Genomic DNA, 26,874 nt, shown 5'->3' with positions numbered 1-26,874 from the left:
GATCGACGCGACTACTCCGCAGCCTGCGGAATGTCCTCGGCATAGATGTCCGTCCACAGCTCCGAGGCATCCGGTTCGGGATCGTTCTGGGCGAAGTCCGCGGCGTCGGCGACGATGTCGCGAACCTCCTTGTCGATCGCCTTGACCTCGTCCTCGGACATGCCGTGATCCTCGGTCAGCCGCTTCTTCACCTGTTCGATCGGGTCGGATTCGGAGCGCATCTTCTGCACTTCGTCGCGGGTGCGGTACTTCGCCGGATCCGACATCGAATGGCCGCGATAGCGATAGGTCATCATTTCGAGGATGATCGGTCCCTCGCCCGAGCGGCAATGCTCGGCGGCAAGGTCACCGGCCGCCTTCACCGCGCGCACGTCCATGCCATCGACCTGGAAGCCGGGGATCTTGAAGGACAGGCCGCGATGGGCGAAGTTCGTCTCCGCGGAGGCGCGGCTGACCGAGGTGCCCATGGCGTAGCGGTTGTTCTCGATGACGTAGACGACCGGCAGCTTCCATAGCGACGCCATGTTGAAGCTCTCATAGACCTGCCCCTGATTGGCGGCGCCGTCGCCGAAATAGGTGATCGCGATCGCGTCGGTCTTGTTGTAGACGTTGGAGAAGGCGAGACCCGTTCCGATCGGCACCTGCGCGCCGACGATGCCGTGTCCGCCGAAGAATTTCTTCTCCTTGGAGAACATGTGCATCGAGCCGCCCTTGCCCTTGGAATAGCCCGAGCGGCGGCCGGTGAGCTCGGCCATCACGCCGCGCGCCTCCATGCCGGTGGCCAGCATGTGGCCGTGATCGCGGTAGCCGGTGACGACCTCGTCGCCTTCCTTCATCGCCATCTGCATGCCGACGACGACCGCCTCCTGGCCGATGTAGAGATGGCAGAAGCCACCGATGAAGCCCATGCCGTAGAGCTGGCCGGCCTTTTCCTCGAAGCGGCGGATGAGGAGCATGTCGCGGTAGGCGCGGACCTCGTCGTCCTTGCCGAACGTCGCCGGCTTCGGGGCGTCGAAATGGTCGAGAGTCTTGACGATCTCGCGAGCGGAGCCCTCGCGCGTCGTCGCCGATTTCGCCGAAGCGGAATCCGACCCGGACTTGTTTGACTTGGCCGCCATGACGTCTCCCTTGACCCGCGGTTTCGACGTTCCACGTCTTTCGTTGCGACGTGAGTATATTGGAGGAGCATGACGCTTCAAGCGCCCCCAATTCGTTTAACTGCATTAAAGTTCAAATGCTCTGACGACCCCGTTTTAATCGAATAACGGTTGAACAATGGGTGCGCGTCAGCGTGGCTTTCCGCTGCTAGCCCTCCCGATCCAATGGCCGTCGGTGCCATTGCGCGCCCGGCAGATCATCAGGCCCGGCAAAGATTTTTCGGTCCCGAGGGCCGGTCGGAAGCATCGCTTGCGGCCGGGGAAATAGGAAGTTTTCTGCGGGCGGACGAGAAGCGGGTTTCGGGCGGGCCAGGCGATTGTCTCGGCCGATCGTCGCGAATGAGCCGAAATTGTGTTCCCGCGACTGGAAACGGTCTAAAAGACAGGGCCGCTTACGGTTGCCTGCCTGACGCCGAGGCCTAGTCTTTCGACATCGACGGCCGAACTCGTGAGGGACAAGGGGGCGGGGCTTGGCGCAGATTTTCCGGCAGCGCGCAAACCTGTTTTTGCCGGTCGCCCTGTTCGGGATCGCCACGACTTTCGCGTTCGCCGCCCTGTCGGCCTACGCCTATGTCCGATCGAGCTACTACACCGATGTCGGCTCGTACGTTCAGCAGCCGATCCCCTTCTCCCATCGCCATCATGCGGGCGAACTCGGTCTCGACTGTCGTCATTGCCATACCCAGGTCGAAAAGGCGGCCTTCGCCGGTCTGCCGCCGACCGAGACCTGCATGACCTGCCATTCCCAACTGTGGACGAATGCCGAAATGCTCGCGCCGGTCCGCGTCAGCCTCGCGACGAACACGCCGATCCACTGGCGCCGCGTCCACGACCTCGCCGATTACGTCTATTTCGATCATTCCGTACACGTGACCAACGGCGTCGGCTGTTCCTCCTGCCACGGCGACGTCGCCGACATGCCGCTGATCGCCAAGGCCGAGCCGCTGTCGATGAGCTGGTGCCTCGACTGCCATCGCGAACCGGCCAAAAACCTCAGGCCGGAGAGCGAGATCTACGACACCGCGTGGAAGAAGCCGGCCGATCAGAAGGAGAAAGGCGCGATCCTGCTTGAGCATTACGGCATCCGCCCCGATCATCTGACCGACTGCTCCGTGTGCCACCGATGAGCGCCGGCGACGCTTCCCACGCCGCGCCGCGATATCGTCCGCGCGAGGCCGTGATCGGCGAGACGGCCGGCCCGATGCCGATGGAGGACGGCGAACTCCTGCAGGTCGCGCGGGAAGGCTTCGATCGCCGGAGCGTCCTGAAGTTCCTCGGCCTTTCGGCCGCCATGCCGCTGGCCGCCTGCAGTGCGCCGCATGAAGAGATCGTCCCCTATGTCGAGATGCCGGAAGGCCTCGTTGCCGGCGAGCCGCAGTATTTCGCCACCGCCTTCGACCTGAACGGCATCGCCACGGGTCTTCTCGCCGAGAGCCACGAGGGCCGCCCGACCAAGATCGAGGGCAATCCGGACCATCCGAATTCCCTCGGCTCGACGGACGCCTTCCATCAGGCGATGGTGTTGTCGCTCTACGATCCCGGCCGCGCCTCGCTCGTGCGCCGTGCCGGAGAATTCTCAACTTACGACGCATTTCTTCAGGCGATCGTCGCCCGCCGCGCCGAATGGAGCCAGACCAGCGGCGAAGGCCTCGCGCTGCTCGTCGGGGAAAGCGGTTCGCCGACGATGGAGCGGCTGCTGCAGGGCCTGCAGCGCGACTATCCGAAGATGCGCCTTGCGGTCTTCGAACCCATCTCCCGGGAGAACCAGCGCCAGGGCGTCAAGGCTGCCTTCGGCAAGCCCGGCCGGGTGCATCTCATGCCGGCAGAGGCAGGCGCCTTCGTCTGTCTCGATCACGACATTCTGGGCCCCGGCCCCGAGCAGGTGCGGCTGTCGCGCGGCGTCGTCGACAGGCGGAGGGTCAGGGCCGGCTCGACGACGATGGCGCCGCTCCTCGTCGCCGAGCCCGTCCTGACGGCGACCGGCGGCACGGCCGACGAGCGCCTCGCCTGCCGGCGCAGCCGCATCGCCGCCCTCGCCTCGGCCATCGCAACGCGGCTCGGCGTTCCGGGGAGCGAAAGCTCGGGCGACCTGACCGCACGCGAGACGCGCTTCTCCGACACCGCCGCCATGGCCTTGCGAGAGGCCGGCGGACGCGCCCTCCTGACCGTCGGCGAGGCCCAGCCCCCGGAGGTCCACGCCCTTGCCCACCGGATCAACGCCCATCTCGGGTCGCTCGGCAGGACGGTGTCGATCCTGCCGCCGCGGCGGTCGGAATCGAAGCTCGAAGCGCTGGACGAACTGACCGCGGCAATGGCGGACGGATCGGTCACCGACCTCTTCGTCCTCGGCGTCAATCCGGTCTATTCGGCGCCCGCGGACATTGCCTTCGAAGATGCGCTGCAAAAGGTGCCATTCACCGCCCATCTTTCGCTCTACGAGGACGAGACCAGCGAGAAATGCCTCTGGCACGTGCCGCAGCTCCATCCACTGGAAGAGTGGAGCGACGCCCGCACCGCGACCGGCCTTGCTTCGATCGTCCAGCCCCTCGTTTCGCCACTGTACGAAGGGCACTCGCCGCTCTCCCTCCTCGCCGCGCTCGGCGGCCAGGTGAACCGCTCCGCCCACGACATCGTGCTGGCCAACTGGCGCGAGCGCTTCGAAACCGGTGGGGCCGGCGGCGAGACCGCTGCCGGAACGGGCGGGCCGACCGGCGGTCCAGGACGCGGCGGCGCCGGCGACTTCGAAACCTTCTGGCGAACCGTGCTCGCGCGCGGGACGATCGAGGGCACCGGGACGGAGACCGGCCGAGCCCCCGCGCTGACGGCTCGATCGGCCGCGCCGACCTCGCCGGACGAACCGGATACCGGTTCGTTCGAGGCCGTCTTCCTGCCCGATCCCGCCGTCTGGGACGGGCGGTTCTCCAACAACGCCTGGCTGCAGGAGCTGCCCCGCCCGATCACCAAGGAGGTCTGGGGCAACGCCGCGGCGATCAACCCGGCCGACGTCGCGGCACTCGGCATCGCCGACGGTGCGCTCGTCTCGATCACCGTGGCGGGCTCGAATGGCGACGCATCTCGCCCCGTGCTGATCCCCGTCATCGCCGTTCCCGGCGTCGCCCGCGGCACGATCGGCCTCACGCTCGGCTATGGTCGGCGCTTCGGCTCGGTCGCACGCGGCATCGGCGCGGATGTCGGCCCGCTGCGCACCACGGACGCCCTGTGGATGCGGGCCGTCGAGGTCAGCGTCACCGGCGCCTCGGTCGAACTCGCCCTCACCCAGCACACCCATCAGATGCACGGCCGCGAGATCGTCAAGGAAATGCCGCTCTCGGCTCTCGCGGGACAGGCGCGGGATCTGGCGACGGAAACCGACGTTCCGCCGACGCTCTTTCCGGACTTTCCCCGCGGTCCTTACGAATGGGCGATGGTCATCGACCAGACCGCCTGCATCAACTGCTCGGCCTGCGTCGTCGCCTGTCAGGCGGAAAACAACGTGCCGGTCGTCGGACCGGCGGAAATCCGCCGCGGTCGCGACATGCACTGGCTGCGGATCGACACCTATTACACCGGCGAGGACGAAGCCGTCTCCACCGCCTCGCAGCCCGTTCCCTGCATGCATTGCGAGAAGGCGCCCTGCGAGCCGATGTGCCCGGTCGGCGCCGCGATCCACGATTCGGAAGGGCTCAACGTCCAGGTCTACAATCGCTGCATCGGCACGCGCGACTGCCAGGCGAACTGCCCGTACAAGGTCCGCCGCTTCAACTTCTTCGCCTACGCCAACGGCCAGGAATTCGCCGATCTCGGGGACCCGATGGTCCATGCCGTCCACAATCCCGACGTCACGGTGCGGGCGCGTGGCGTGATGGAGAAATGCACCTACTGCGTCCAGCGCATCTCCGGCGCGCGGCGCGAGGCGATCCGCAAGGACGGAACGATCGCCGAGGGCGAGGTCGTCACCGCCTGCCAGCAGGCCTGCCCGACACAGGCGATCAGCTTCGGCAATCTCTCGGAGGCGGGTTCGAGCGTCAACGCGCTGAGGCGCGAGCCGCATCACTACGCGCTGTTGGAAGAACTCGGCACGCGGCCGCGCACCACCTACCTCGCCAAGGTGACCAACCGGATCGGCGAAGATCGGGAGGGCGGATGAGCGACGCATCCCTCTCCGGCCGCGAGCTGATCGCCGAGCATGGCCGCACCCGCGACGGCCTGATGCCGGCCGAGATGGGCTACCGCTCGATCACCGACGAGGTGGCCGGCGCGGTCTTCGCCAGGCCGACGCGGTTGTGGATGGCGCTCGTCGGCGTGTCGTTTCTCGGTGTCGTCCTGCTGTTCGTGTCGATCTGGGTGCTGCTTGCCGAAGGTGTCGGCGTCTGGGGCATCAATTCCGACGTCGTCTGGGGCTACGCCGTCGCCAACTACGTCTGGTGGATCGGCATCGGCAATGCCGGCACGCTGATCTCCTCGATGCTGCTCCTCACCCGGCAGAAGTGGCGTGCCTCGATCAACCGCTACGCCGAGGCGATGACGCTCTTCGCGGCCTCGATCGCCGGGCTGTTCCCGCTGCTTCACGTCGGCCGGCCCTGGCTCGTCCACTTCATGACGCCCTATCCGAACACCATGGATCTGTGGCCGCAGTGGCGTTCGCCGCTCGTCTGGGACATGTTCGCGATCGCCTGCTACATCCTGTTTTCGCTGCTGTTCTGGTACACGGGGCTGATCCCCGATCTCGCCACGCTGCGCGACCGGGCGAAGACGCGCTTCGTCAAGGTCGCCTACGGCCTCTTCGCCCTCGGCTGGACCGGTTCCTCGCGCCAGTGGCGGGCCTTCGACGCCTATTACTACGCCATGGCCGCGCTCGGCGTGCCGCTGGTCATCTCGATCCATTCCGTCGTCGGGCTGGACTACGCCGCGACCCTCATGCCCGGCTGGCAGGAGACGATCTTCCCGCCCTATTTCGTCGTCGGCGCGATGTTCTCCGGCTTCGCCATGGTCGTCACCCTGACCATCCCGATCCGCTGGGGCCTCGGCCTCGAGGCGATCATCACCCGCAACCACCTCGACGCGATGGCCAAGATCATGCTGTTCGGCGGGCTGGTGATGACCTTTTCCTATTCGTTCGAATGGTTCAACGCCTGGTACACCGGCAACGAAGTGGACCGCGCCCATGTCGTCGCCCAGTTCACCGGCCAGTACTGGTGGCTCTACTGGCTGATGCTCGCCTGCAACGGCGCGGTGCCGCAGCTCTTCTGGTTCCGCCTCTGCCGGCGCAATCTGGTGATCATCTTCATCGCCGGCGTGCTGATCAATCTCGGCATGTGGCTCGAGCGCATCCTGATCAACATGAACACGCTGAGCCACGGCTTCCTGCCGTCCACCGATTCGACCTACGTCCCGACCTTCTGGGACTGGTCGCTGTTTCTCGGCAGCTTCGGCCTGTTCTGCTTCCTGTTCTTCCTTTTCGCCAAGGTGATCCCGACCGCCTCGATCCACGAAATCCGCGAACTCGCCCACAAGGAGGGCGCGGCGCGATGAGACCGCGGATGCTGCTCGCCGAGTTCTCCACCGCCGACGCGCTGACCGACGCCGTCAAGGCGATGACGAAGGCGCAGAACGGCCGGCGCTTCGAGACATACACGCCCTATTCCATCCCCGGCATCGAGGAGATCGCCGCCGCGCAGGGCGCGCGGCCTTCGCCGGTGCGCACCGTCATGGTCGCCGCGGCAGCCGTCGGGGCGGCCGCGATGTTCTTCCTGCAGTACTGGTCCTCGGTCGCGGCCTATCCGTTCAACTCCGGCGGCCGGCCCTACAATGCCTGGCCGACCTTCATGCTGACGACCTTCGAGATCACCGTCCTGTCGGCGGCGATCGGCGGCTTCGTCACCCTCGTCGTCACCGGCCGCCTCGGCAGGCTCTACAATCCGGTCTTCGACTGGGAGGGCATCGAGCGCGCCACCGACGAGCGCTTCATGCTGGAGGTCGAGCTCGATCCCACCCACACGTCGGACCCCGTCGTCGATCGCGCCTTGAGCGATCTCCTCCGCCACCATGGCGCCCTGTCGGTGCGGGAGCGGGTGGCATGAGAATCCCCAAATTCACCGCCTGCGTGCGCCACACCCCCCTCTGCCCTGCCGGGCATCTCCCCCTCAAGGGGGGAGATCAGGCGGCGGCGACGTCTCCGACCTATCGATCTCCCCCCTTGAGGGGGAGATGCCGGCAGGCAGAGGGGGGTGCACCGTGTCCGGCAGAACCAGCGGCGGCTCCGCGAGCCCTGCCCATTCTTGCCGCCGGCCTTGCCCTCGCGACCCTCGCCGCCTGCGAGCAGCAGAGCATGGAGACCCAGCCGAAGCTGAAGACCTATTCCACCGCCACGGCCTTTCCGGACGATGCCGCAGTGCGTGAAATCCCCGCCGGCACGGTGTCGCGGGGCGAGCCGGCCCGCATCGCTGCCCTCGCCGAACGCCCGCGCGCCGACGAAGCCCTGCTCGCCCGCGGACAGGAGCAGTATGCAATCTACTGCACGCCCTGCCACGGGCTCGCCGGCCATGGCGACGGCATCGTCGTCCAGCGCGGTTTTCCGCAGCCGCCCTCCTACATGGAGCCGCGGCTTCTCGCCGCCGACCCGCAACATTTCGTCGACGTCATCACCCACGGCTGGGGCGTGATGTATCCCTATGCGGCGCGGGTCGAACCGCGCGACCGCTGGGCCATCGCCGCCTATATCCGCGCCCTGCAGATCTCCCAGACCGGCGCGCCAGACGATCTGGCGGCGGTAACGCCGGCGGGTCGCGGCGCAGGAGCGGCTGCTTCTGCGGACGGCTCTGGTCCCGAAGCCGATGCCGGCCCTGCACCATCCGGCAGTCGAGGGGGCGTGCGATGAGCCCGGCCGTCTGGATCCGGCGCAATTTCGGCGCCGATACCCCCGTGTCCATGCGGTTGTTCGGGCTGATCGCGCTCCTCCTCGTGGCGCTGGCCCTCGTGTTACCCGCCGCGCTCGCGCGCGGCTTCGTCGCCGGCTGGGTCGTCGCGATTTCCGCCGGCATGGGCGCGAGCATCCTCGTCCACGCCCACCGGCTCACCCGCGGCAGGTGGGGCGAGGCCGCCCGGCCGGCGTTCGAAGGCCTGGCGTCGACGGTGCCGTTCGTGGCGCTGCTCGGCCTCGTCGTCATTCTCGTGCAGCCGCTCGTCTGGCCCTGGGCGTCCGGCTCCGGCCTCGCCGACAAGCCCGACGTCGCCGCCCTCTACCTCAACCCCTGGCTCTTCGGCCTCCGGACAGTGATCATTCTCGCCGGCTGGTCGGTGATCGCCATTCTCGCCGCCGGCATCGGCCCGCAGAACCGGCTCGTCAGCGGCCTGTCGATCGCCTTCTATGCGATCACCATCCACTTCGCTTCGATCGACTGGATCATGTCGCTGGAACCGCACTGGTCGTCGACCACCTTCGGCGCGATGTTCGCGATCACCCAGATCGCCCTTGCCCTCGGCCTTCTGGTCGTCACCGACGCCGGGGGCTCGCCCGGACCGCGCGACGATCTCGCCAAGCTGCTCCTCGCCGGGGTTCTCGGCCTCGTCTACATGCAGTTCATGCAGTTCCTGGTGCAGTGGTCCGGAAACCTGCCCGAAAAGGTCGCCTATTACGTGCTGCGCAGCGAATTCCTCTGGAAGGCGGTGGCGATCCTCGCCGCTCTCCTCGCCGCTTCCGCCTTCGCGATCCTCAGCCGCACGGCGCTCCGCCGCGATGCCGCCTATACGAAGATCGCCGCCGACTGCGCGCTCGCCTTCCTCGCGCTGTTTCTGATCTTCGAATTCGCCCCGCCCTTCCGCGACGCGGCGAGCACTCTCGCCTGTCTCGTCGCCATCGTTGGCGCCATCGGCCTGATGCTCGCCCTCACCGTCAGGGCTCTCGCGGCCCGATCGCCGTCGGCCGGCCGAGAGAACCGGGAGGCCCTGCGATGAGCGGCGAAGCCCCGACGCCCGAACAGCTCAGCCCGGACGTCTCGGCCCGTCCGATCGTCGGAGCCGTCGCCCTCGCCTTCGCGATCGCCGTCATCGTCATGGGCCTCCTCGCCTTCGCCTTCTGGTTCATGCTCGGCAATCTGCCGAACGACATGACGTCGCAGGCCGTGAGGGATTTCCCGCAACCCCGCCTGCAGGTCGTGCCGACGGTCGATCTCCAGCGCTCGAACGCGAGCGGCGAGGCGCAACTGACGCAAGTGGCGAAAATCCCGATCGACGCGGCGATGCGGCTCGTCGCCGCCCGGCCTGACCCTTACGCGCCGCTGCTGCCGCAGGGCGCGGTGCCCGACGGTGCCGGCCTCAGAGCCATGCGCGCCCAGACGGCGCAGCGTCCGTCCGGCGGCATCGCCTTCGATGCGGGTGCGCGTACCGGGGTGATGAGCCCGGAGATCGAGGGCGCGCCCCCGCCCGACGAACCCGGCCTGGCCGGCGAGCAGATACGCGTTCCCTCCGGCGCCTTCGACGGAACGCCGAACTACCAGCCGCCGCCGAAAGAAAATTCGGGGGTCGAACGATGACCTGCCGCCTTCGCAAGGTGTCCGCCCTGATCGCCGCCGTTGCCCTGTCGGGCTTCGCCTGCGCGCCGGCCGTCGCGGGCCTCACCCGCGACGAACTTTCGTCGGTCGGTTTCTTCCCGGTCTCCGGCGCTGCCCTGCCGCTCGATGCGCGGCTGAGCGATGCGACCGGCGAGATCCGCACGCTCGGCGCCCGGCTCGGCGGCCGGCCCGGCCTCGTCGCCTTCGTCGACTTCACCTGCACGACGATCTGCGGCGTCGCTGCCAACGTCCTCGCAGGCTCGGAAAGGGCTCTGACCGACGGCGGCGGGCTCGACCACCGCACCCTCGTCGTCGGCTTCGACGCGCGCGACACGGCGGCGGACAGGGACGCCTGGCTCGCCCGCAACGCGGAAGCGGCGACGCTCGGAAGAAGCGCGATCGTCACCGCCGATCCGGCGACGACGGCGCGTGTCGTGGAATCGGCCGGCCTCAGGACCGTCTACGACGCAGAGCACGACCAGTTCGCCCATCCGGCCGGCGCGCTTCTCGTCGATACGAAGGGCCGCATCCTGCGCACCCTCGATCTCGTCTCCCTCGAACCGGACACGCTGCGCTCGGCGCTGATCGAGGCCTCCGACGGCACCGCCGGCAGCTTCGTCGAGCGGGCGATCCTCTCCTGCTACGGCTGGGATGCCGAGACCGGCCGCTACAAGCCGCTGATCGACAAAATCCTGATGATCGGATGCTCGGGCACGGCCGCCGCCGCGGCCGGCTTCGTCGGCTTCATGCTTTTGCGCGAGCGCCGCAGGGAGGCGGGCCGGCCACAGCGGCCGGTTCCCGGAGGCCGCCATGGGTGAAGTCGAACTCGTCCTGCCCGCCGCCACCTCGGCGGCCGTCTCGACCGACGGCAAGCTCGTCGGCCTTCTGGTCATCTCCGGGCTGATCACGCTGCTGGTGGCGAGCCTCCTCGGTCTCTTCGCCGTGCGTTTCCGCCGCGGCTCCAAGGCCGGCCGAAGCCGGCTGCCGAACTGGTTCTCCCGCGAACTCGAAACGGTCTGGACGCTCGCCACGGTCGGCCTGTTCGTCGCGATCTTCGCCTGGGCCGCCTCGCAGGACTTCGCCCTCGCCGTGCCGCCCGCCAGGTCGATGGAGATACACGTCGTCGGCAAGCAGTGGATGTGGAAGGCCGAGCATCCCGGCGGTCAGCGCGAGATCAACGAGCTGCACGTCCCGGCCGGAGAGACGATCGAACTCGTCCTCAACAGCCAGGACGTCATCCATTCCTTCTACGTCCCGGCCTTCCGGCTGAAGCAGGACGTCGTGCCGGGGCATACCACCCGCATGCGCTTCCACACCGAGAAGACCGGCACCTACCGGCTGTTCTGCGCCGAATATTGCGGCACCCAGCATTCGGCGATGATCGGCCGTGTCGTGGTGATGGCGAAAGAAGACTATGCCGACTGGCTGACCCGTCAGCCCGAAGGCGACGATCTCGAGGAAGACGGCAAGAAGCTGTTCGTTTCCAAGGGCTGCGCCGGCTGCCACTACGGTTCGTCGCAGGTCCGGGCTCCGCGGCTCGCGGGCGTCTACGGGTCAAAGGTTCCGCTGTCGGACGGCCGCGTGGTGACCGCCGACGACGACTACGTCCGCGACTCGATCCTGCAGCCGAAGCGCGACGTCGTCGCCGGCTTCGCGCCGATCATGCCGAGCTTCGCAGGCGCCCTGACCGAGGGCGAGTTGGTGAGCCTCACCGCCTATATCCGCAGCCTCGCCGTGACGGAGACGGCCCGATGAGGGCAGAACGATGAGCGACATCCCCTACAGAGACGTCGACGTCGACGGCGAAAAGCCCGGCGGTCGGCTGATGGAGGAAAGCTATCTCGGGGAGCGCTTCTCGATCTGGTCCTGGCTGACCACGACCGACCACAAGCGGATCGGCATCCTCTATCTGATCTCGACGACGCTGTTCTTCTTCATCGGCGGCGCCGCGGCGACGATGATCCGGCTGGAACTCTTCACCCCGGCCGGCGACCTCCTCACCGACGACGGCTACAACAAGGTCTTCACCCTGCACGGCGTGGTGATGGTCTGGTTCTTCCTCGTTCCGGTCATTCCCTCCGTGCTCGGCAACTTCCTCGTGCCGCTGATGATCGGCGCCAAGGACCTCGCCTTTCCGCGCCTCAACCTCCTGTCCTGGTATCTCAACATCCTCGGCGGCACCTTCGCCGTCTGGGCGATGCTGTCGGGGGGCGTCGATACCGGCTGGACGTTCTACACGCCCTATTCGACCGCTTTTGCCAACACGCATGTCTCGCTGACGGCGATCGGCGTCTTCATCTCGGGCTTTTCGACGATCGCCACCGGCGTCAACATGATCGTCACGGTCCACACCATGCGCCCGCCCGGCATGGGCTGGTTCCGCATGCCGCTGTTCGTCTGGGCGATCTATGCGACGAGCCTGATCATGCTCCTGTCGACGCCGGTCCTCGCGATGGTGCTGACGCTGCTGGTGACGGAACGCCTGCTCGGCCTCGGCATCTTCGATCCGAACCGCGGCGGCGATCCGATCCTGTTCCAGCACCTCTTCTGGTTCTACTCCCATCCGGCGGTCTACATCATGATCCTGCCGGGCATGGGCGTCGTCACCGAGGTCATCACCTGCTTTTCGCGTCGCCGGGTCTTCGGCTATGCGGCGATGGTCTACGCGCTTCTCGCCATCGCGGTGATCGGCTTCTTCGTCTGGGGCCACCACATGTTCACCTCGGGGCAGTCGATGTACGCCTCGCTCACCTTCTCCTTCCTGTCGTTCATCGTCGCCGTGCCGTCGGCGATCAAGGTGTTCAACTGGATCGCCACCATGTATCGCGGCCAAATCACCTTCGAGGCCTCGATGCTCTATGCGATGGGCTTCGTCGGCCTGTTCACCATGGGTGGGCTGACCGGGCTGTTCCTCGCCTCGGTGCCGGTCGACCTGCATCTTCACGACACCTACTTCGTCGTCGCGCATTTCCACTACATCATGGTCGGCGGCATGGTCTCGGCCTTCTTCGCCGGCCTGCATTTCTGGTGGCCGAAGATCACCGGGCGGCTCTATCCCGAGACCGCCGCGCAGATCGCCGCGCTCTTGATGTTCTTCGGCTTCAACCTGACCTTCTTTCCACAGTACATCCTCGGCAACATCGGCATGCCGCGGCGCTACCACGCCTATCCGGACGCCTTCCAGGTCTGGCACGTCCTGTCCTCGGCAGGCGCCGTCATCCTCGCGGCAGCCTATCTGATGCCGCTCGGCTATCTCGTCTGGTCGCTGATCTGGGGCAAGCGAGCCCCGTCCAATCCCTGGCGAGCGTCGGGCCTCGAATGGCAGACCGGTTCGCCGCCGCCCAAGCACAACTTCCTCGCAAATCCGAAGATCGAAGGCTCCGTCTACGACTATCACCCGGCGCAGCAACCGCGGCGGGAGCCGTCAGATGACTGAGGCGGCCGCCCCTTCCACGCCCGGCCGTGCGATTCGCAGTCCGGCACTCGCGTCGCACTTCCACGATCTGCGCCAGCAGCACGCGGCTGCCGATCTCGGCCTGTGGATCTTCCTGGCGACCGAGATCCTGTTCTTCGGCGGGCTCTTCGCCGCCTATCTCGTCTATGCCGTGCTCTATCCGGACGGCTTCCTCGACGCTGCGGCCGAGACCGAGATCGTCATCGGCACGATCAACACCGCCCTGCTTCTGACCAGCGGCCTCACGGCGGCGCTCGCGGTGAAGGCGGCCGGCGCCGGCATGCGCCGGAGCGTCACGATGCTGATCGCCGTCACCATCGGCCTCGGCCTCGTGTTTCTCGGAGCCAAGGGCTACGAATACTGGCTCGACCTCGACCACCATCTCTATCCGACGAGCCCCGAATTCCCGCTCGCCGCGCCGCCGGCCAAGCTCTTCTGGTCGCTCTACTGGACGATGACCGGCCTGCACGCGATCCACATCCTCGTCGGTCTCGGCACCTGGGGCATCATCCTCTTCCAGACCGTCCGCCGGAGCTTCTCGCTCACCGACAATTCCCGCATCCGCATCGCCGGGCTCTACTGGGGCTTCGTCGATCTGATGTGGCTGTTCATCTGGCCGCTGCTCTATCTGATGGGGCGGGCGACATGAGCCGCGCGACCCAGCACGGAAGAGACGGGAACCGGCCCGCCGCCGACCGCCGCTCGCTCCTGCCGCCGCTGATGCCGGAACTCGGCGTCTTCCTCGCCCTCTTCGCCCTCACCGCGACGTCGGTCCTGGTGGCCTTCTGGAGCGCCCTCGGCGGCCTTGCCATCCTCGCCTGTCTCGCCATCGCCCTCGTCATGGCGGCCCTCGTCATGACCTTCTTCATGCATCTGCGCAGCGCAATGGCGGTGATGATGCTGGCCGGGCTCGCAGGGGTCGTGTGGCTCGCCATCCTGTTCGGCCTCACCATGGCGGACTACCTCACACGGCCGGGCGATCTCGGCGCGTCGATGCAGACGCCGGTGAAGGCCGAGACCAAAGCAGAGGCGGCCAACTAAAATTGCATCGAGATTCCGGCGACGGTCGGATGACGCATGCGTGAACGAAAATCGTTATGGAACCGGACTTTCCAGCCCGACGCGATCGATAGAGCCCCTGCAACCCATCGCAGCTGGACCGGATTTAACATTTCAAGCCGGAACAGCCCCACCCTTCGAACAGTTCCAGACTAAACACGTCCGCCCTGCCGGGACGGGCGACACAAGACGAACATCGCGAAGGGGCAGAGACATGGCCAATGATTTCGAGAATCGGCCGACGGAAAGATTCGGCGACGTCGAATTCCAGCGCGGTCAGGGCGGCGAAGTGCATCAGGTCGCAGGCGGTGACGTCCCGACCCTGACGACGCAGCAGGGCATCCCCGTCGCCGACGACCAGAACACACTGAAGGCCGGTCCGCGCGGCCCGTCGCTGCTCGAAGACCAGCACTTCCGCGAAAAGATCTTCAAGTTCGACCACGAGCGCATTCCCGAGCGCGTCGTCCATGCGCGAGGCTTCGGCGCCCACGGCTATTTCGAGCCCTACGAGTCGCTGTCGGACATCACCTCGGCCGATCTCTTCCAGCGCGCCGGCGAACAGACGCCGGTCTTCGTCCGCTTCTCGACGGTGGCCGGCAACAAGGGCTCGCCCGATCTCGCCCGCGACGTGCGCGGCTTCGCGGTGAAGTTCTACACCAAGGAAGGCAACTGGGACATCGTCGGGAACAACATCCCGATCTTCTTCATCCAGGACGCCATCAAGTTCCCCGACCTGATCCACGCCGCCAAGCAGGAGCCGGACCGCGGCTTCCCGCAGGCGCAGACCGCCCACGACAATTTCTGGGACTACATGTCGCTGACGCCGGAAGCGATGGCGATGGTGATGTGGATCATGTCGGACCGCACCATCCCGCGCTCGCTGCGCTTCATGGAAGGCTTCGGCATCCACACCTTCCGCTTCATCAATGCGGCGGGCAAGTCGACTTTCGTGAAGTTCCACTGGAAGCCCAAGCAGGGCATGCAGTCGGTGGTCTGGAACGAGGCGCTGAAGATCAACGGCGCCGACCCGGACTTCCACCGCCGCGACATGTGGGACGCGATCCAGGCCGGCGACTATCCGGAATGGGAGCTCGGCTTCCAGCTCTTCGACGAGGATTTCGCCGACAAGTTCGACTTCGACATCCTCGACGCCACGAAGATCATCCCCGAGGAAATCCTCCCCGTGAAGCGGGTCGGGAAGATGGTTCTGAACCGCTGCGTCGACAACTTCTTCGCCGAGACCGAGCAGGTCGCCTTCCATACGGCGAACCTCGTGCCCGGCATCGACCACACCAACGACCCGCTGCTGCAGGGCCGGAACTTCTCCTATCTCGACACCCAGCTGAAGCGCCTCGGCTCGCCGAACTTCACCCACATCCCCGTCAACGCGCCGCGCAATGCCAAGGTCTGCAACTTCCAGCAGGACGGGCACATGGCGATGCACAATCCCAAGGGTCGGGCCAACTACGAGCCGAACTCCTGGGGCGGCGAAATGGGCGGACCGCGCGAGAATCCGGAGCGCGGCTTCAAGAGCCATCCCGAGGAGGTGAGCGGCCAGAAGCGGCGCATCCGTGCGGAAAGCTTCGCCGATCACTACAGCCAGGCGCGGCAGTTCTACGTCTCCCAGACCGAGGTCGAGCAGGGCCACATGGCGCTGGCGCTGACCTTCGAACTGTCCAAGGTCGAGACCCCGGCGATCCGCGCCCGCGTCGTCTCGCATCTCCTCAACATTGACGAGGACCTCGCCAAGAAAGTGGCGACGGGGCTCCGCCTCGAAGCGATGCCGGAACCGGCTCCGGCGGCCATGCCGACGAAGATGGACCTCGCCAAGTCCCCGGCCCTCTCGATCCTCCTCAACGGCCCCGAGAGCTTCAAGGGCCGCAAGATCGGGGTCCTCGTCTCGGACGGCGTCGACGCGGACCTCCTCGGCGGGCTGAAGAAAGCCGCCGAGGCGGAAGGCGCGATGGTCAAGATCGTCGCCCCGATGATCGGCGGCGTGACGGCATCCGACGGGTCGATGGTGAAGGGCGACGAAAAGGTCGACGGCGGCCCCTCCGTCCTGTTCGACGCTGTCGCGGTACTTCTGTCGGCCGAAGGGGCGAAGACGCTGGCCAAGGAACCGACCGCGAAGGACTTCGTCACCGACGCCTTCGCCCACTGCAAGTTCATCGCCTACTCGTCCGAAGCCATGCCGCTGTTCGAAAAGGCCGGCATCGCCTCCGACATGGACGAGGGCTGCATGAAGCTCGGAGCGGCGAGCGAAGCGGCGAGATTCGTCGAAATGTGCCGAAAGGTCCGCCACTGGCCGCGCGAGGCGATGGTCAAGGCCGTCTGACACGGCGGTCGGCGAGACCGACGGCGATCCCGCGCCCCTCGCCGTCCAAGCACGGCGAGGCAGCCATAGAATGAGAAGCGCGCCGGCACATCGCCGGCGCGCTTTTTCGTGTGTCGAGCCTGACAACCGCAAGGGTCGATGCCATCGAGCAGTCGCCCAGCGCATGCGCCCGAAGCGCTCCCCGGGAAAGTTCATTCGCGAACAGACGGACGGGCCCTCGAGGCGCCGCCATCGCTTTTTCAGCCCGGCTCATCTTGCCGAATCCCGACGCGGCGACAGCTTTGGCCGATCTCGACTCTCACGGTTGTCCATGGCCGAGTTTCTTGCCCAGCATTCGGCCCTGATCGGGCTGGCCATCATTTCCCTCGTCTTCGTCGCCTTCGCCCTCGAGCGCTATCCGCCCGAGGTCGTCGCCTGCGCGGGGGCGATCGCCTTCCTGTTGTGCGGCTATCTGGAAACCGAGGAGATCGCCTCGGTGTTCTCCAATCCCGCCCCGATCACCATCGCGGCGATGTTCATCCTGTCGGGAACGCTGATCCGGACCGGCGTCCTCGACGCGGCGGCCGGCTGGTTGCTGACGCGGGTCGCCGACCGACCGGCGACGGCGCTTCTCGTCACGGCCGCCGGAGTCATCTTCGCCTCGGCCTTCATCAACAACACGCCCGTCGTGATCGTCCTCATCCCGATCGCCGTGGAGATCGCCCGCACCCTGAAGATCGCCGAGACCAAGCTGCTGATGCCGCTGTCCTTCATCACGATCCTCGGCGGGACCTGCTCGATGATCGGCACCTCGACCAACCTCCTCGTCGACGGCGTCGCACGTGGCCAGGGTCTCGAGCCGTTCGCGATCTTCGAGATCGCTCCGGTGGGCCTCGTGACGGCCCTGGTCGGGCTCGCCTATCTCGCCCTCGTCGGCTGGCGGCTGCTGCCGGCGCGTGACGGCCTCGGCGCGGCGATCTCGGAAAACAGCGAGGACGGCTATTTCACCGAAGTCGTCGTCCGCGATGGCGCCAGCGCCATCGGCAAACCGCTCGGCGAGGTGAGTGCCTTGTCGTCCCGCGGGATCCGGACGGTGGCGGTTCGCCGCGGCACCGAGACGCTGCGTCGCGACGTCGCCGCCATCGTCCTGCAGAAGGCCGACCGCATCGTGATGTTCGCGACGCCCGAGGAAATCCTGACGCTGCGCGCCAGCGACGGGTTCCGCATCGCCCGCAGCCAGCCCCATCGCGCCGGCGAGGAGCGCATCGTCGTCGAGGCCACCGTCGCGCCGCATCGCCGCGGCATCGGCCGCGGGGCGCTGGAGCTGACCGGCCTTTCGGGCACGGGCACCTCGGTCCTCGGCGTTCTGCGCCATCGTCACGTGCCGGGCCCCAGCCTGCAGGAAATCCGCCTGCGACCGGCCGACAGGCTGCTGCTCGAAGGGCCGCCCGAGGCGATCGGACGGATCTCCGACGAAAACGACCTCGTCGGCGTGAACGTCTCGCGCGCAAGGCGGTTTCGCCGCGAAAAAGCGCCCCTCGCCATCGCTGCGCTCGCCGCCGTCATCCTCGTCTCGGCCTTCGGCATCGCCAAGATCCAGACGGCCGCCTTCGTCGCCATCGCGGCGATCCTCTTGCTCCGGGTCATCGACGCCGACGAGGCGTGGCGAACGATCCGCGGCGACCTCCTGATCCTGATCTTCGCCATGTTGGCGATCGGCACCGGCATGGAAAAGGCCGGGACGGCCCAGATGATCGTCGACGCCGTGACGCCGCTGATCGAACATGCGCCTCACCTCGTCGTCCTGCTGGTGATCTACGCGCTCTCCTCGCTGCTGACGGAAATCGTCACCAACAACGCCGTCGCGGTAATCGTCACGCCCATCGCGATCGCGCTCGCGTCGAAGCTCGGCGTCGATCCGCGCAGCCTCGTCGTCGCGGTGATGTTCGGCGCTTCGGCCTCCTTCGCGACGCCGATCGGCTACCAGACGAATACGCTGGTCTATGCGGCGGGCAACTACCGCTTCACCGATTTCGTCAAGGTCGGCCTGCCGATGAACGTCATCGTCGGCATCGCGACGACGATCGCGATCTATTTCTACTACCCGGCCTGACCAGCCGCCCGGGCGGGCGATCGATGTCCAGCCGTCTCGCCGGGCCTCTCAGCGCCGCCCCCGCCCCCGGCCGGCCCGGCTCAGCCGGATCGCCGACTGCGCCGCGGCGAGCCGGGCGATCGGAACGCGAAAGGGCGAGCAGGAGACGTAGTCGAGCCCGGTTTCCTCGAAGAAGGCGATCGAGGCGGGGTCGCCCCCCTGCTCGCCGCAGACGCCGACCGAAATGTCGGGCCGGGTGCGGCGGGCCTTCTCGCAGGCGAGCGCGATCATCTCGCCGACGCCCTCGACGTCGATCGTCTGGAACGGATCGCGGTCGAGAATGCCCTGTCGCACGTAGGTCGAGAGGAAATTCGCCGCGTCGTCGCGGGAGATGCCGTAGACGGTCTGGGTCAGATCGTTGGTGCCGAAGGAGAAGAAGTCCGCCGCCTCGGCGATCGAATCGGCCCGGATGATCGCCCGCGGCAATTCGATCATCGTGCCGACGAGATAGTCGATGCGCCGGCCGCGCTCTTCCATGACCTTGGCGGCGACGGCGTCGATCCGGGCCTTGAGGAAATCGAGTTCGCGGCGCAGGCTGACCAGCGGGATCATGATCTCCGGAACGACCGCGGCGCCGGCTCGCTCGCCGGCCTCGATCGCCGCCTCGAAGATCGCCCGGGCCTGCATCTCGGCGATTTCCGGATAGGAGATCGCGAGCCGGCAGCCTCGGTGGCCGAGCATCGGATTGAACTCCTCGAGCGCGGCGATGCGCTGGCGCACGACGGCCTCGTCGACGGCGAGTTTCTGGGCCGTCTCGACGATCTCGGTGTCGCTGTTCGGCAGGAATTCGTGCAGCGGCGGATCGAGCAGCCGGATTGTCACCGGCAGGCCGGCCATGATCTCGAACAGTTCGATGAAGTCCGAGCGCTGGATCGGCAGGAGCTTGGCGAGCGCCCGGCGCCGGCCGGTCTCGTCGGAGGCGAGAATCATCTCCCGCATCGACTGGATCCGGTCCCCCTCGAAGAACATGTGCTCGGTTCGGCAAAGGCCGATGCCCTCGGCGCCGAAGCTGCGGGCGGCGCGCGCTTCGTGGGGCGTCTCGGCATTGGTGCGCACGCGCATCCGGCGCGCCCCGTCGGCAAACCCCATCAGCGTCGCGAAGTCGCCGGAAAGGCTCGGCCGGATGAGCCGCACCTCGCCCGCGATGACCTCGCCCGAAGAGCCGTCGATGGTGATCCGGTCGCCTTCCTTCAGCACCCTGTCGCCGGCATGGAGAACGCCGCGCGCGGCGTTGATGCGCAGCGAACCGGCCCCGGTGACGCAGGGCTTGCCGATGCCGCGCGCGACGACGGCGGCGTGGCTGGTGGTGCCGCCGCGGATCGTCAGCACCCCTTCGGCCACGTGCATCCCGTGGATGTCCTCGGGATGGGTCTCGTTGCGCACCAGGATGACCGGCCGCTCGTCGGCGGCCATCGCCTGGGCCCGCTCGGAGGTGAAGGCGATCTCGCCGCTGGCGGCGCCGGGCGAGGCGCCCATTCCCCTGGCGAGCACCGTCAGGCCTCCGCCCCTGTCGATCGTCGGATGGAGCAGGAGATCGAGCGACGCCGGATCGATCCTGAGGATGGCCTCCTGCGGTTCGATGATCCCGTCGCTGACCAGTTCGACGGCGACGCGGACGGCTTCGCCGGCGCTCCGCCGCGCCGGCCGGTACTGCATCAGGAAGAGCGCGCCGTCGCCGACCATGAAGTCGACCTCGACCGCGTCGCCGGCATGCGCCTCGATCCGGCGGACGTGCCCGGCGAGTTCGGCAAGGACGGGAGCGAAGGACGGCGCGCCCCGCTCGACGAAGGTGGCGAGATCGATCGGCTCGGGCGGTTCGTCGAAGGCCTCGATCCGCCCGCCGATGGAGAACTCCCCGGTGAGGCGCTTCGCGCCGGTCGAAAGATCGCGCGACACCGCCCGGCCGCGGCCGGATTTCTGGTTGCGCTCGTTGAAGATCATCGCGTGGACGGTGATCGCCAGGCCGGCATTTTCCGGGATGGCGTGGAGCATCCGGTGGTTCGCCGCGGAAAGGCTGCGCCAGCTGGCGAAACTCGCCTGGACGACCTCGACCATCTGCTGGAGCGGCGTCTGCGGCACGACGGCGCCGAGTTCACGCTCCAGGAAGTCGTGATAGCGGGCGATCAGCATCCGCCATTCGGAGACGTTGCGCGGCTCGATCCCCCAGCCGACGCGGTCCTTCTCGCGGTCAGCGAGATCCTCGAACTCGGCGAGATCCGCGTCGAAGACCAGCGCCGCATAGCTTTCGATGAAGCGCCGGTAGCTGCGATAGGCGAAGTCGCTGTCGGAAAGCTCGGCGGCGATGACGTCCACCGTCCGGTCGGTCAGGCCGACGTCGAGGACGCTCTCGGCAAGGCCCGGCAACTGAGTGCCGGCGCTGGTCCGCACGGCCAGAAGCAGCGGCCGCTGGTCGCCCCCGAACCTCCGCCCGGTGACGCTTTCCAGCCATTCGACAGCCGATCTGAGATCGGCCCTCAACGCCTGCGGCAGGTCGCCGCCGGCGCCCTTGGTCTCCCGCCAGGCATGGGTCGCGATGGTGAAGCCGGGCGGGACGGGCGCCTCCAGCGAGGCGAGAAGCGCCAGATTCGCACCCTTCAGCCCGAGCGCCGCCACGGCGTCGGCGGTTCGCTCGGCCTCGCCCTGCCTGAAGGTGTAGATCCGCTTGGGCATCCCCTGCTGGTCCGTTTCAACGAGCGTCGTTCCGGCTGGCCTGCAGCTCCGCGACGGTCCGGTGTGGCGGCATCGAAGTTCGCTTCCACGTCGGCGGAGGGCACCGAACCGAACTTCAAACCGAAACCCACATCAGTTCAGATGGTGACGAGTGATTTCCGACGCCGAGATTCGCGAAGCGGCGCTCCCGCCCGTGACGAACTTCGGAACCGCGACACTAGTGCATAATCCCGCCGCCGCCAATTGCTGCAATGCAAAAACGTTCGTCTCCGCCCGGCCTCGCCACGGCCGGGCGATGGCCGCAACGCGGACATGGAAAAGGCCGGAGCGCGCCGCCCCGGCCCTTCGTTCCGACAATCCCTTACGCCGCGGCGCGGCGGCCCGCCGTGTCACATGTGGGAGTCGATGACCGCGCCCATCTGCGCCGCGCCGAGCGCGCCGGCATATTTGTCGCCGTTGACGAAGAAGGTCGGCGTGGCGTTGACGCCGAAGTCCTTCTCGCCGGCCTGCTGCACGGCGACGACCTTCTTCTGAAGCTCCTTGTCGTTCAGACAGGCCTTGAACTGATCCTCGGTCATTCCGGCGAGCCGCGAGATCTTCAGGAGTTCTGCCGAGGCCTGGTTCGAAAACGCCCATTGCGGCTGCTGATCGAACAGGACGTCGACCATCGCGGTGCGCTTGGCGTCGTCGCCGGCGCAGCGCGCCAGCATGAAGGCGGCCAGCGCCCGCGGATCGAAGGGGAACTCGCGGATGATCAGCTTCGCCTTGCCGGTGTCGATGTAGTCCTTCTTGATCTGCGGATAGGAACTCTCGTGGAACTCCCGGCAGTGCGAACAGGTCATCGAGGCGTATTCGACGATCGTGACCGGTGCGTCGGCCTCGCCGATGACGATGTCGGGCAGCGCCTGCTCGGCCATCAGCTTCTCGACGTCGACCTTGCCTTCGGCTTCCGGCACCTTGACGTCGCTCTTGGCGGCTTCCGTCGAATCGCTCGACGATGCCTGGGCGAGAAGCATCGGACGCTCCGCCTTGCCGTCGTCGGCCGCGGCGGCGGAAGAAATTGCGAGGGGCGAAGCGCCGATCGCGACGAGGCCGGCCAGGGCGAACGAGGCCGCGAGGGCGGAACGCCGCATCGGGCGGCGGGCGGCGCGAGGTTTCGCGAACTGAACTTGCATGGGCGAATCTACTCCTTTGCCGTTGCCGGCGACGCGTTGCGGTTTAAGAAACATCGTGGCGAATTTAAAGGCTGGGATGTGGCATGACGGCCGTCGGTGACGGCCTTGTGTTCGCCTGGGCAGCGGTCGGGTCACTTTGCCGGCAGCCGCGCGAGCGTCGCCTCGGCATAAGCCGCGAGTGCCGCCTTCAGCTTCGGATCCTCGATCCGGGCGACCATGTCGGCGATCTTCGCCTTCTCGTCGACGCCGAGGGCACGGCGCCGCGGACGAAGATCGCGCTTCGGCTGGGCCACCGGCTTCTGCACCAGGCGGATCTTCGCAACCGCGTGAAAGCCGAAGAAGCCGTTGACGCGGGACAGGATTTCGCTCGTCTGGTGCTGCAGGCGGAGCGCCGCCTTGGGCTCGGCCGCGACGACCAGCGTCGCCGGCTCGAAGGGATCGCCGTCGGAGCGATCCTTCGGCCACTGCAGCTTCTCGGGCCGCGTGGTCTCGGCGAGCCGCGCCCCGACGATGCCGGACCAGGCGGCGACGAGGCCCGTCCCCATTCCGGCCTTGCGCCGGAGGATCGGGTCCATCAGCTCGCCCGACAACTCGGCGAGAGGCCGCGCCCCTCGCCGCGACCGCGGCGCAGCGGCCCGGCGCTCCTCATATTCGTCGCCATCCGTCATGCCGTCGGCGCTTCCTCCGAAGTTCTGCGAAGGCATAGCGCGCGCGGCGCGTCGGCCGCAAGGCGGCAAGGCGGCGGATCGAGCGTTCCGCCCGGGTCCGCTCTTGGCAGTTGCCAACGTCGCCGGGCCGTGCGACCAGATCCTGCCGAACCCTCGTGGACCATCCGGCGTTCAGATCCCGCCTGCCGAGTTTGCTTCTTCCGCATGTCGACAATCGATCCGACGGCGTTTTCGGCCGCGCTCCTCGCCTGGTACGACGTCCATCACCGGGAACTGCCGTGGCGGATCTCGCCGCGCCAGCGCGCCGCCGGCGCCAGGCCCGATCCCTACCGCATCTGGCTGTCCGAGATCATGCTGCAGCAGACGACCGTCGCGGCCGTGAAGGCTTATTATGCGAAGTTCCTGGCTCGGTGGCCCGGCGTTTCCGATCTCGCGGCGGCGCCCGAGGGCGCCGTCCTCGCCGAGTGGGCCGGCCTCGGCTACTACGCCCGCGCCCGTAACCTCCACGCCTGCGCCAAGGCCGTCGAGACCGAGCACGGGGGCCGCTTTCCCGAGACCGCGGCGGCCCTGAAGGCCCTGCCCGGCATCGGCGATTACACCTCCGCCGCCATCGCGGCCATCGCCTTCGACGAGCCGGCGGCCGTCGTCGACGGAAACGTCGAGCGGGTGGTGACGCGGCTGGAGGCGATCGAAGCCCCGTTGCCCGGCGCCAAACCGCTGATCAAGGCGAAAGTCGCGGCGCTGACGCCGAACCGGCGCCCCGGCGACTTCGCCCAGGCGATGATGGATCTCGGCGCGACGATCTGCACGCCGACGCGGCCCGCCTGCGCCATCTGCCCCGTCCGCCCCTTCTGCACGGCGACGAAGACCGCCGAGGCCGAGCGCTACCCGGTGAAGGCGAAGAAGGCCGCGGTGCCGGAACGGCGCGGCGCAGCCTTCGTCGCGATGCGCCCCGACGGCGCGGTGTTTCTGAGGAGGCGCCCCGGCTCCGGCATGCTCGGCGGCATGAGCGAACCGCCGACCACCGGCTGGTCCGCCCGCGCCGACGGCGCCCTCGGCGAAGGCGCTGCGCCCTTTGCGGCCGACTGGCGACGGGTCGGCGAGATCGAGCACGGCTTCACCCATTTTCGGCTGACGCTCGAAGTCTGGTGCGCCACCGTGAAAAACGATCCCGCCGTCGACGGCTGGTGGTCGAAGCCGGAGGAAATCGCCGCCGAAGCCCTGCCCACCGTCATGCGCAAGGTGCTGAAGGCGGCCGACATCGGATCGGGCGAGGCGAAGCGGCCATCCGCCGGGCCGCAACCAAGAGGAAAGAGGCTTCATGGCACAGGATAGACCCCGGCACGTCGTCTTCGACATCGGCCGCGTGCTCATCCATTACGACCCGCATCTGGCGTATCGGGACCTCATTCCGGACGACGAGGAGCGGCACTTCTTCCTCAGCGAGGTCTGTTCCCACGAATGGAACCTCGAACAGGACCGCGGCCGACCCTGGCCGGAGGCGGAGGCCGAGGCGATCGCCCGGCATCCGGACCGGGCCGAACAGATCCGCGCGTTCCGCAAGCGCTGGCACAAGATGGTGCCGCACGCCTATGACGGCAGCGTCGCGATCATGCTCGGGCTCATCGAGGCGGATGTCGACGTGACGATGCTGACGAACTTCGCCGCCGATACCTTCGACGAGGCGATGGAGATATTTCCCTTCCTCGAGCGACCCCGCGGCGTGACGGTGTCGGGGGTGATCGGGCAGATCAAGCCGGACCGGGCGATCTACGACGCGCATGTCGAGAGCTTCGGCCTCGACCCGGCGAAGAGCCTGTTCATCGACGATTCGGAAAAGAACGTCGAAGGCGCGCGTGCCGCCGGCTGGCAGGCCGTTCATTTCGTATCGGCGGAGACGCTCGCCCGGGATCTCGCCGCGCGCGGCCTGCCGGCTCTGCCGGCCTGAGCAGGCTGCGGCCCGGCCAGCCGGGTCGTCCCCCACCTTCAGGCCCGCATGTCACCGCGCAAGAACGCGGAGCGGGATCCGTGCATCGAGTTTCATGCCGCTCACCGGCCATCGGATGGAGAGATCACCCTCCAGCTGGGTCTCGATGCAGAGTTTGACGAGCTTGCAACCGAAACCGTGCCCGACCGGTGCGCCGCACATTTCCGGCCCGCCCGTCTCGCTCCATCGGAAATCGACGACGTCGCCTTCGATCGCCCATTCGATCGAAAGCGCGCCGCCGCCCCGCGAGAGGGACCCGTACTTGTTGGCGTTGGTGGTGAGTTCGTGAATGAAAAGCGCCACATGCGTCGTCGAATTCACCCCGAGATTGAGATCCGGGCCGGTGATCGTCAGACTGCCGGCGCCTTGCCTGCGATAGGGCTCGACGAGAATCCTGACGAGCTCGCCCAGGAATATCTCCTGATAGTCGCTCTCCTCGTTCACCGAAAGCGCCGGGCGGATGAGGTCGTGGGCGCGGGCGAGTGCGATCAGGCGCCCCTGCAGCGCCTCGGCCATCTCACTCGGATCGGAAGCGCCACGGGCCGCCATCGAGATCATGCCGCGGACGATGGCGAAGAGGTTCTTGATGCGGTGGTGCAACTCGCGCACCAGCATCTGGCGCGATTCCAGCGCCCGCTGGCGGGCGGACACGTCGCGGAAGAACAGCGTCACCTCCTCGCCGACGGGCACGGCCCGAGCCTCCAGCCATCGGCCGAGGCCGGCGCAGAACGCCGTCTCCTCCGCTGCCTCGCCCGTCGACAGGGCTCTGTCGACCATCGCTTCCAATTGGCCGTCCGCAGCTTTCGGAAACACGTCCCAGAGGGGCCTGCCGTCCAACTCTCCGCGCGTGGCGAGGAGGCTTCTCGCCCCGCGATTGGCATAGATGACCGCAAGCCGACGATCGATCGTGACGATGCCGTCGGCGGTGGTTTCGAGAACGAGCGCCAGGCGGGCACGATCCGTGTCGGCCTTCTCCTGGAGGGCACGGCGTTCGTCGACCTCGATCCTCAACCGGATCTCGCTTTCCACGCCCTTGGCGATCGTCTGCAGCGTCTCGACGTCGTCGCCCGTCCATGTCCGCGGTTGCGGATCGGTGGCGCAGAAGGAGCCGAGGACGTAGCCGTCCGCGGTGACGATCGGCACGCCCAGATAGGCGATGACGTCGAAATCGCGGATGGCCGGGTTTTCGGAAACCAGAGGGTGATGTCTCGCATCGTCGATCATCAGGACGTCGCCGGTCTCGACGACGTGCTTGCAGAAGGAATGGGTGAGCGGCGTTTCCCGCCTCTGCGAATGAGGCTCGGGCAGGCCGTGCTGGGCCTTGAAGAATTGCCGGTCGCGATCGACGAGCGAGAGCAAAGCGACGCGGGTCCCGAGAAGCTTCGTCGCCAGCCTCACCCCCCGATCGAAGACGTCTTCCGCCTGCGTGTCGAGGAGGCCGGAGCGCATCAGGCGGTCCAGCCTGCCGCCTTCGCCGATCCGCTCGCCGTCGTCGCGTCGGCTCTCGGCGAGCGGTGACATGTCCTGCATCGACGCAATTTCTCCGTTTCCGGCGATCGCTGCCGAGCGACACGCCTTCGGTTTCGACAAGAGCGAACGGGCGGCGTGAAACCTGCCGCAAAAAGAGTATGCCTTGCGGACCAATGCCGCCTTCCCTATGACAAGGCAGCATTCTCGGTGGCCAAGGTC

20 protein-coding genes and 1 pseudogene are annotated in these 26,874 nt (G+C 67.3%); 16 read left to right on the top strand and 5 right to left on the bottom strand.

Going from position 1 to position 26,874, the window contains the following annotated elements; all coding sequences use genetic code 11:
• Positions 1-11 precede the first annotated feature (11 nt).
• A complete protein-coding gene (gene pdhA, locus LZD57_RS08390) occupies positions 12-1,118 on the bottom strand; it encodes a pyruvate dehydrogenase (acetyl-transferring) E1 component subunit alpha (protein ID WP_255699840.1) in 1,107 nt (368 codons plus the stop codon).
• A 509-nt stretch (positions 1,119-1,627) separates the two neighbouring features.
• On the opposite strand from pdhA, the gene LZD57_RS08385 reads away from it, so the two are divergent.
• From LZD57_RS08385 to LZD57_RS08320, 14 genes and pseudogenes are all read left to right on the top strand, one after another.
• Positions 1,628-2,284, top strand: a complete 657-nt coding sequence (locus LZD57_RS08385; RefSeq protein WP_233719160.1) for a cytochrome c3 family protein — start codon at positions 1,628-1,630, stop codon at positions 2,282-2,284.
• Positions 2,281-5,304 carry a 4Fe-4S dicluster domain-containing protein gene (locus LZD57_RS08380; protein ID WP_233719159.1) on the top strand — a complete coding sequence of 1,008 codons (3,024 nt, stop codon included), beginning with the start codon at positions 2,281-2,283 and terminating at the stop codon, positions 5,302-5,304. The genes LZD57_RS08385 and LZD57_RS08380 overlap by 4 nt, the downstream gene beginning before the upstream one ends.
• Entirely contained in the window at positions 5,301-6,689 is a 1,389-nt protein-coding gene (gene nrfD / locus LZD57_RS08375; RefSeq protein WP_233719158.1) for an NrfD/PsrC family molybdoenzyme membrane anchor subunit, read from the top strand. Before LZD57_RS08380 ends, nrfD begins: the two co-directional genes overlap by 4 nt.
• Entirely contained in the window at positions 6,686-7,237 is a 552-nt protein-coding gene (locus LZD57_RS08370) for a DUF3341 domain-containing protein (RefSeq protein ID WP_233719157.1), read from the top strand. The genes nrfD and LZD57_RS08370 overlap by 4 nt, the downstream gene beginning before the upstream one ends.
• Before the next feature lie 248 nt (positions 7,238-7,485).
• Positions 7,486-7,899: pseudogene (locus LZD57_RS08365) on the top strand (c-type cytochrome); the annotation flags it as partial.
• Positions 7,900-8,030: 131 nt separating this feature from the next.
• Positions 8,031-9,110 (top strand): hypothetical protein, encoded by a 1,080-nt coding sequence (locus LZD57_RS08360; RefSeq protein WP_233719156.1) that lies wholly within the window; start codon positions 8,031-8,033, stop codon positions 9,108-9,110.
• A complete protein-coding gene (locus tag LZD57_RS08355; protein ID WP_233719155.1) occupies positions 9,107-9,688 on the top strand; it encodes a hypothetical protein in 582 nt (193 codons plus the stop codon). Before LZD57_RS08360 ends, LZD57_RS08355 begins: the two co-directional genes overlap by 4 nt.
• Positions 9,685-10,524 (top strand): thioredoxin domain-containing protein, encoded by an 840-nt coding sequence (locus tag LZD57_RS08350; RefSeq protein WP_233719154.1) that lies wholly within the window; start codon positions 9,685-9,687, stop codon positions 10,522-10,524. Before LZD57_RS08355 ends, LZD57_RS08350 begins: the two co-directional genes overlap by 4 nt.
• Positions 10,517-11,461 carry a cytochrome c oxidase subunit II gene (coxB, locus tag LZD57_RS08345; RefSeq protein ID WP_233719153.1) on the top strand — a complete coding sequence of 315 codons (945 nt, stop codon included), beginning with the start codon at positions 10,517-10,519 and terminating at the stop codon, positions 11,459-11,461. Before LZD57_RS08350 ends, coxB begins: the two co-directional genes overlap by 8 nt.
• Before the next feature lie 70 nt (positions 11,462-11,531).
• Positions 11,532-13,142: a cytochrome c oxidase subunit I gene (gene ctaD, locus LZD57_RS08340; RefSeq protein ID WP_233719275.1), complete on the top strand. Its 1,611-nt coding sequence runs from the start codon at positions 11,532-11,534 to the stop codon at positions 13,140-13,142.
• Positions 13,135-13,809: a cytochrome c oxidase subunit 3 gene (locus tag LZD57_RS08335; RefSeq protein ID WP_233719152.1), complete on the top strand. Its 675-nt coding sequence runs from the start codon at positions 13,135-13,137 to the stop codon at positions 13,807-13,809. Before ctaD ends, LZD57_RS08335 begins: the two co-directional genes overlap by 8 nt.
• On the top strand, positions 13,806-14,201 hold the full coding sequence (locus LZD57_RS08330; protein ID WP_233719151.1) for a cytochrome C oxidase subunit IV family protein: 396 nt from the start codon (positions 13,806-13,808) through the stop codon (positions 14,199-14,201). The genes LZD57_RS08335 and LZD57_RS08330 overlap by 4 nt, the downstream gene beginning before the upstream one ends.
• A 232-nt stretch (positions 14,202-14,433) precedes the next feature.
• Positions 14,434-16,554, top strand: a complete 2,121-nt coding sequence (locus LZD57_RS08325) for a catalase (RefSeq protein WP_233719150.1) — start codon at positions 14,434-14,436, stop codon at positions 16,552-16,554.
• Positions 16,555-16,864: 310 nt separating this feature from the next.
• A complete protein-coding gene (locus LZD57_RS08320) occupies positions 16,865-18,646 on the top strand; it encodes an SLC13 family permease (RefSeq protein WP_233719149.1) in 1,782 nt (593 codons plus the stop codon).
• 48 nt (positions 18,647-18,694) lie between these two features.
• Here LZD57_RS08320 and ppdK read toward each other — a convergent pair whose 3' ends face one another.
• From ppdK to LZD57_RS08305, 3 genes are all read right to left on the bottom strand, one after another.
• The gene (ppdK, locus tag LZD57_RS08315; protein WP_233719148.1) at positions 18,695-21,355 is read right to left on the bottom strand and encodes a pyruvate, phosphate dikinase; all 2,661 of its coding nucleotides are present in this window, start codon (positions 21,353-21,355) and stop codon (positions 18,695-18,697) included.
• 389 nt (positions 21,356-21,744) lie between these two features.
• A complete protein-coding gene (locus LZD57_RS08310; RefSeq protein WP_233719147.1) occupies positions 21,745-22,530 on the bottom strand; it encodes a DsbA family protein in 786 nt (261 codons plus the stop codon).
• A gap of 131 nt (positions 22,531-22,661) precedes the next feature.
• Positions 22,662-23,198 carry a DUF721 domain-containing protein gene (locus tag LZD57_RS08305; protein WP_233719146.1) on the bottom strand — a complete coding sequence of 179 codons (537 nt, stop codon included), beginning with the start codon at positions 23,196-23,198 and terminating at the stop codon, positions 22,662-22,664.
• 204 nt (positions 23,199-23,402) lie between these two features.
• On the opposite strand from LZD57_RS08305, the gene mutY reads away from it, so the two are divergent.
• Together mutY and LZD57_RS08295 are read left to right on the top strand one after the other, a co-directional pair.
• The gene (mutY, locus tag LZD57_RS08300; RefSeq protein ID WP_233719145.1) at positions 23,403-24,533 is read left to right on the top strand and encodes an A/G-specific adenine glycosylase; all 1,131 of its coding nucleotides are present in this window, start codon (positions 23,403-23,405) and stop codon (positions 24,531-24,533) included.
• The gene (locus LZD57_RS08295) at positions 24,520-25,146 is read left to right on the top strand and encodes an HAD family hydrolase (RefSeq protein WP_233719144.1); all 627 of its coding nucleotides are present in this window, start codon (positions 24,520-24,522) and stop codon (positions 25,144-25,146) included. The genes mutY and LZD57_RS08295 overlap by 14 nt, the downstream gene beginning before the upstream one ends.
• A 51-nt stretch (positions 25,147-25,197) precedes the next feature.
• On the opposite strand, the gene LZD57_RS08290 is transcribed toward LZD57_RS08295, so the two are convergent.
• Positions 25,198-26,715, bottom strand: coding sequence for a GAF domain-containing protein (locus LZD57_RS08290; protein WP_233719143.1), 1,518 nt, complete (start codon positions 26,713-26,715; stop codon positions 25,198-25,200).
• Positions 26,716-26,874: the final 159 nt, after the last annotated feature.

The organism is Jiella avicenniae (genome assembly GCF_021390325.1).
Classification (GTDB): Bacteria; Pseudomonadota; Alphaproteobacteria; order Rhizobiales; family Rhizobiaceae; genus Jiella; species Jiella avicenniae.
This window is presented reverse-complemented; position numbering and strand designations above follow the sequence as displayed.

What these genes read in the sequence shown, in the direction of transcription:
- pdhA (WP_255699840.1), bottom strand. Translation starts at nt 1,118, where the DNA reads ATGGCGGCCAAGTCAAACAAGTCCGGGTCGGATTCCGCTTCGGCGAAA.
- LZD57_RS08380 (WP_233719159.1), top strand. Translation starts at nt 2,281, where the DNA reads ATGAGCGCCGGCGACGCTTCCCACGCCGCGCCGCGATATCGTCCGCGC.
- nrfD (WP_233719158.1), top strand. Translation starts at nt 5,301, where the DNA reads ATGAGCGACGCATCCCTCTCCGGCCGCGAGCTGATCGCCGAGCATGGC.
- LZD57_RS08370 (WP_233719157.1), top strand. Translation starts at nt 6,686, where the DNA reads ATGAGACCGCGGATGCTGCTCGCCGAGTTCTCCACCGCCGACGCGCTG.
- LZD57_RS08360 (WP_233719156.1), top strand. Translation starts at nt 8,031, where the DNA reads ATGAGCCCGGCCGTCTGGATCCGGCGCAATTTCGGCGCCGATACCCCC.
- LZD57_RS08355 (WP_233719155.1), top strand. Translation starts at nt 9,107, where the DNA reads ATGAGCGGCGAAGCCCCGACGCCCGAACAGCTCAGCCCGGACGTCTCG.
- LZD57_RS08350 (WP_233719154.1), top strand. Translation starts at nt 9,685, where the DNA reads ATGACCTGCCGCCTTCGCAAGGTGTCCGCCCTGATCGCCGCCGTTGCC.
- coxB (WP_233719153.1), top strand. Translation starts at nt 10,517, where the DNA reads ATGGGTGAAGTCGAACTCGTCCTGCCCGCCGCCACCTCGGCGGCCGTC.
- ctaD (WP_233719275.1), top strand. Translation starts at nt 11,532, where the DNA reads ATGGAGGAAAGCTATCTCGGGGAGCGCTTCTCGATCTGGTCCTGGCTG.
- LZD57_RS08335 (WP_233719152.1), top strand. Translation starts at nt 13,135, where the DNA reads ATGACTGAGGCGGCCGCCCCTTCCACGCCCGGCCGTGCGATTCGCAGT.
- LZD57_RS08330 (WP_233719151.1), top strand. Translation starts at nt 13,806, where the DNA reads ATGAGCCGCGCGACCCAGCACGGAAGAGACGGGAACCGGCCCGCCGCC.
- LZD57_RS08325 (WP_233719150.1), top strand. Translation starts at nt 14,434, where the DNA reads ATGGCCAATGATTTCGAGAATCGGCCGACGGAAAGATTCGGCGACGTC.
- LZD57_RS08320 (WP_233719149.1), top strand. Translation starts at nt 16,865, where the DNA reads ATGGCCGAGTTTCTTGCCCAGCATTCGGCCCTGATCGGGCTGGCCATC.
- ppdK (WP_233719148.1), bottom strand. Translation starts at nt 21,355, where the DNA reads ATGCCCAAGCGGATCTACACCTTCAGGCAGGGCGAGGCCGAGCGAACC.
- LZD57_RS08310 (WP_233719147.1), bottom strand. Translation starts at nt 22,530, where the DNA reads ATGCAAGTTCAGTTCGCGAAACCTCGCGCCGCCCGCCGCCCGATGCGG.
- LZD57_RS08305 (WP_233719146.1), bottom strand. Translation starts at nt 23,198, where the DNA reads ATGACGGATGGCGACGAATATGAGGAGCGCCGGGCCGCTGCGCCGCGG.
- mutY (WP_233719145.1), top strand. Translation starts at nt 23,403, where the DNA reads ATGTCGACAATCGATCCGACGGCGTTTTCGGCCGCGCTCCTCGCCTGG.
- LZD57_RS08295 (WP_233719144.1), top strand. Translation starts at nt 24,520, where the DNA reads ATGGCACAGGATAGACCCCGGCACGTCGTCTTCGACATCGGCCGCGTG.
- LZD57_RS08290 (WP_233719143.1), bottom strand. Translation starts at nt 26,715, where the DNA reads ATGCAGGACATGTCACCGCTCGCCGAGAGCCGACGCGACGACGGCGAG.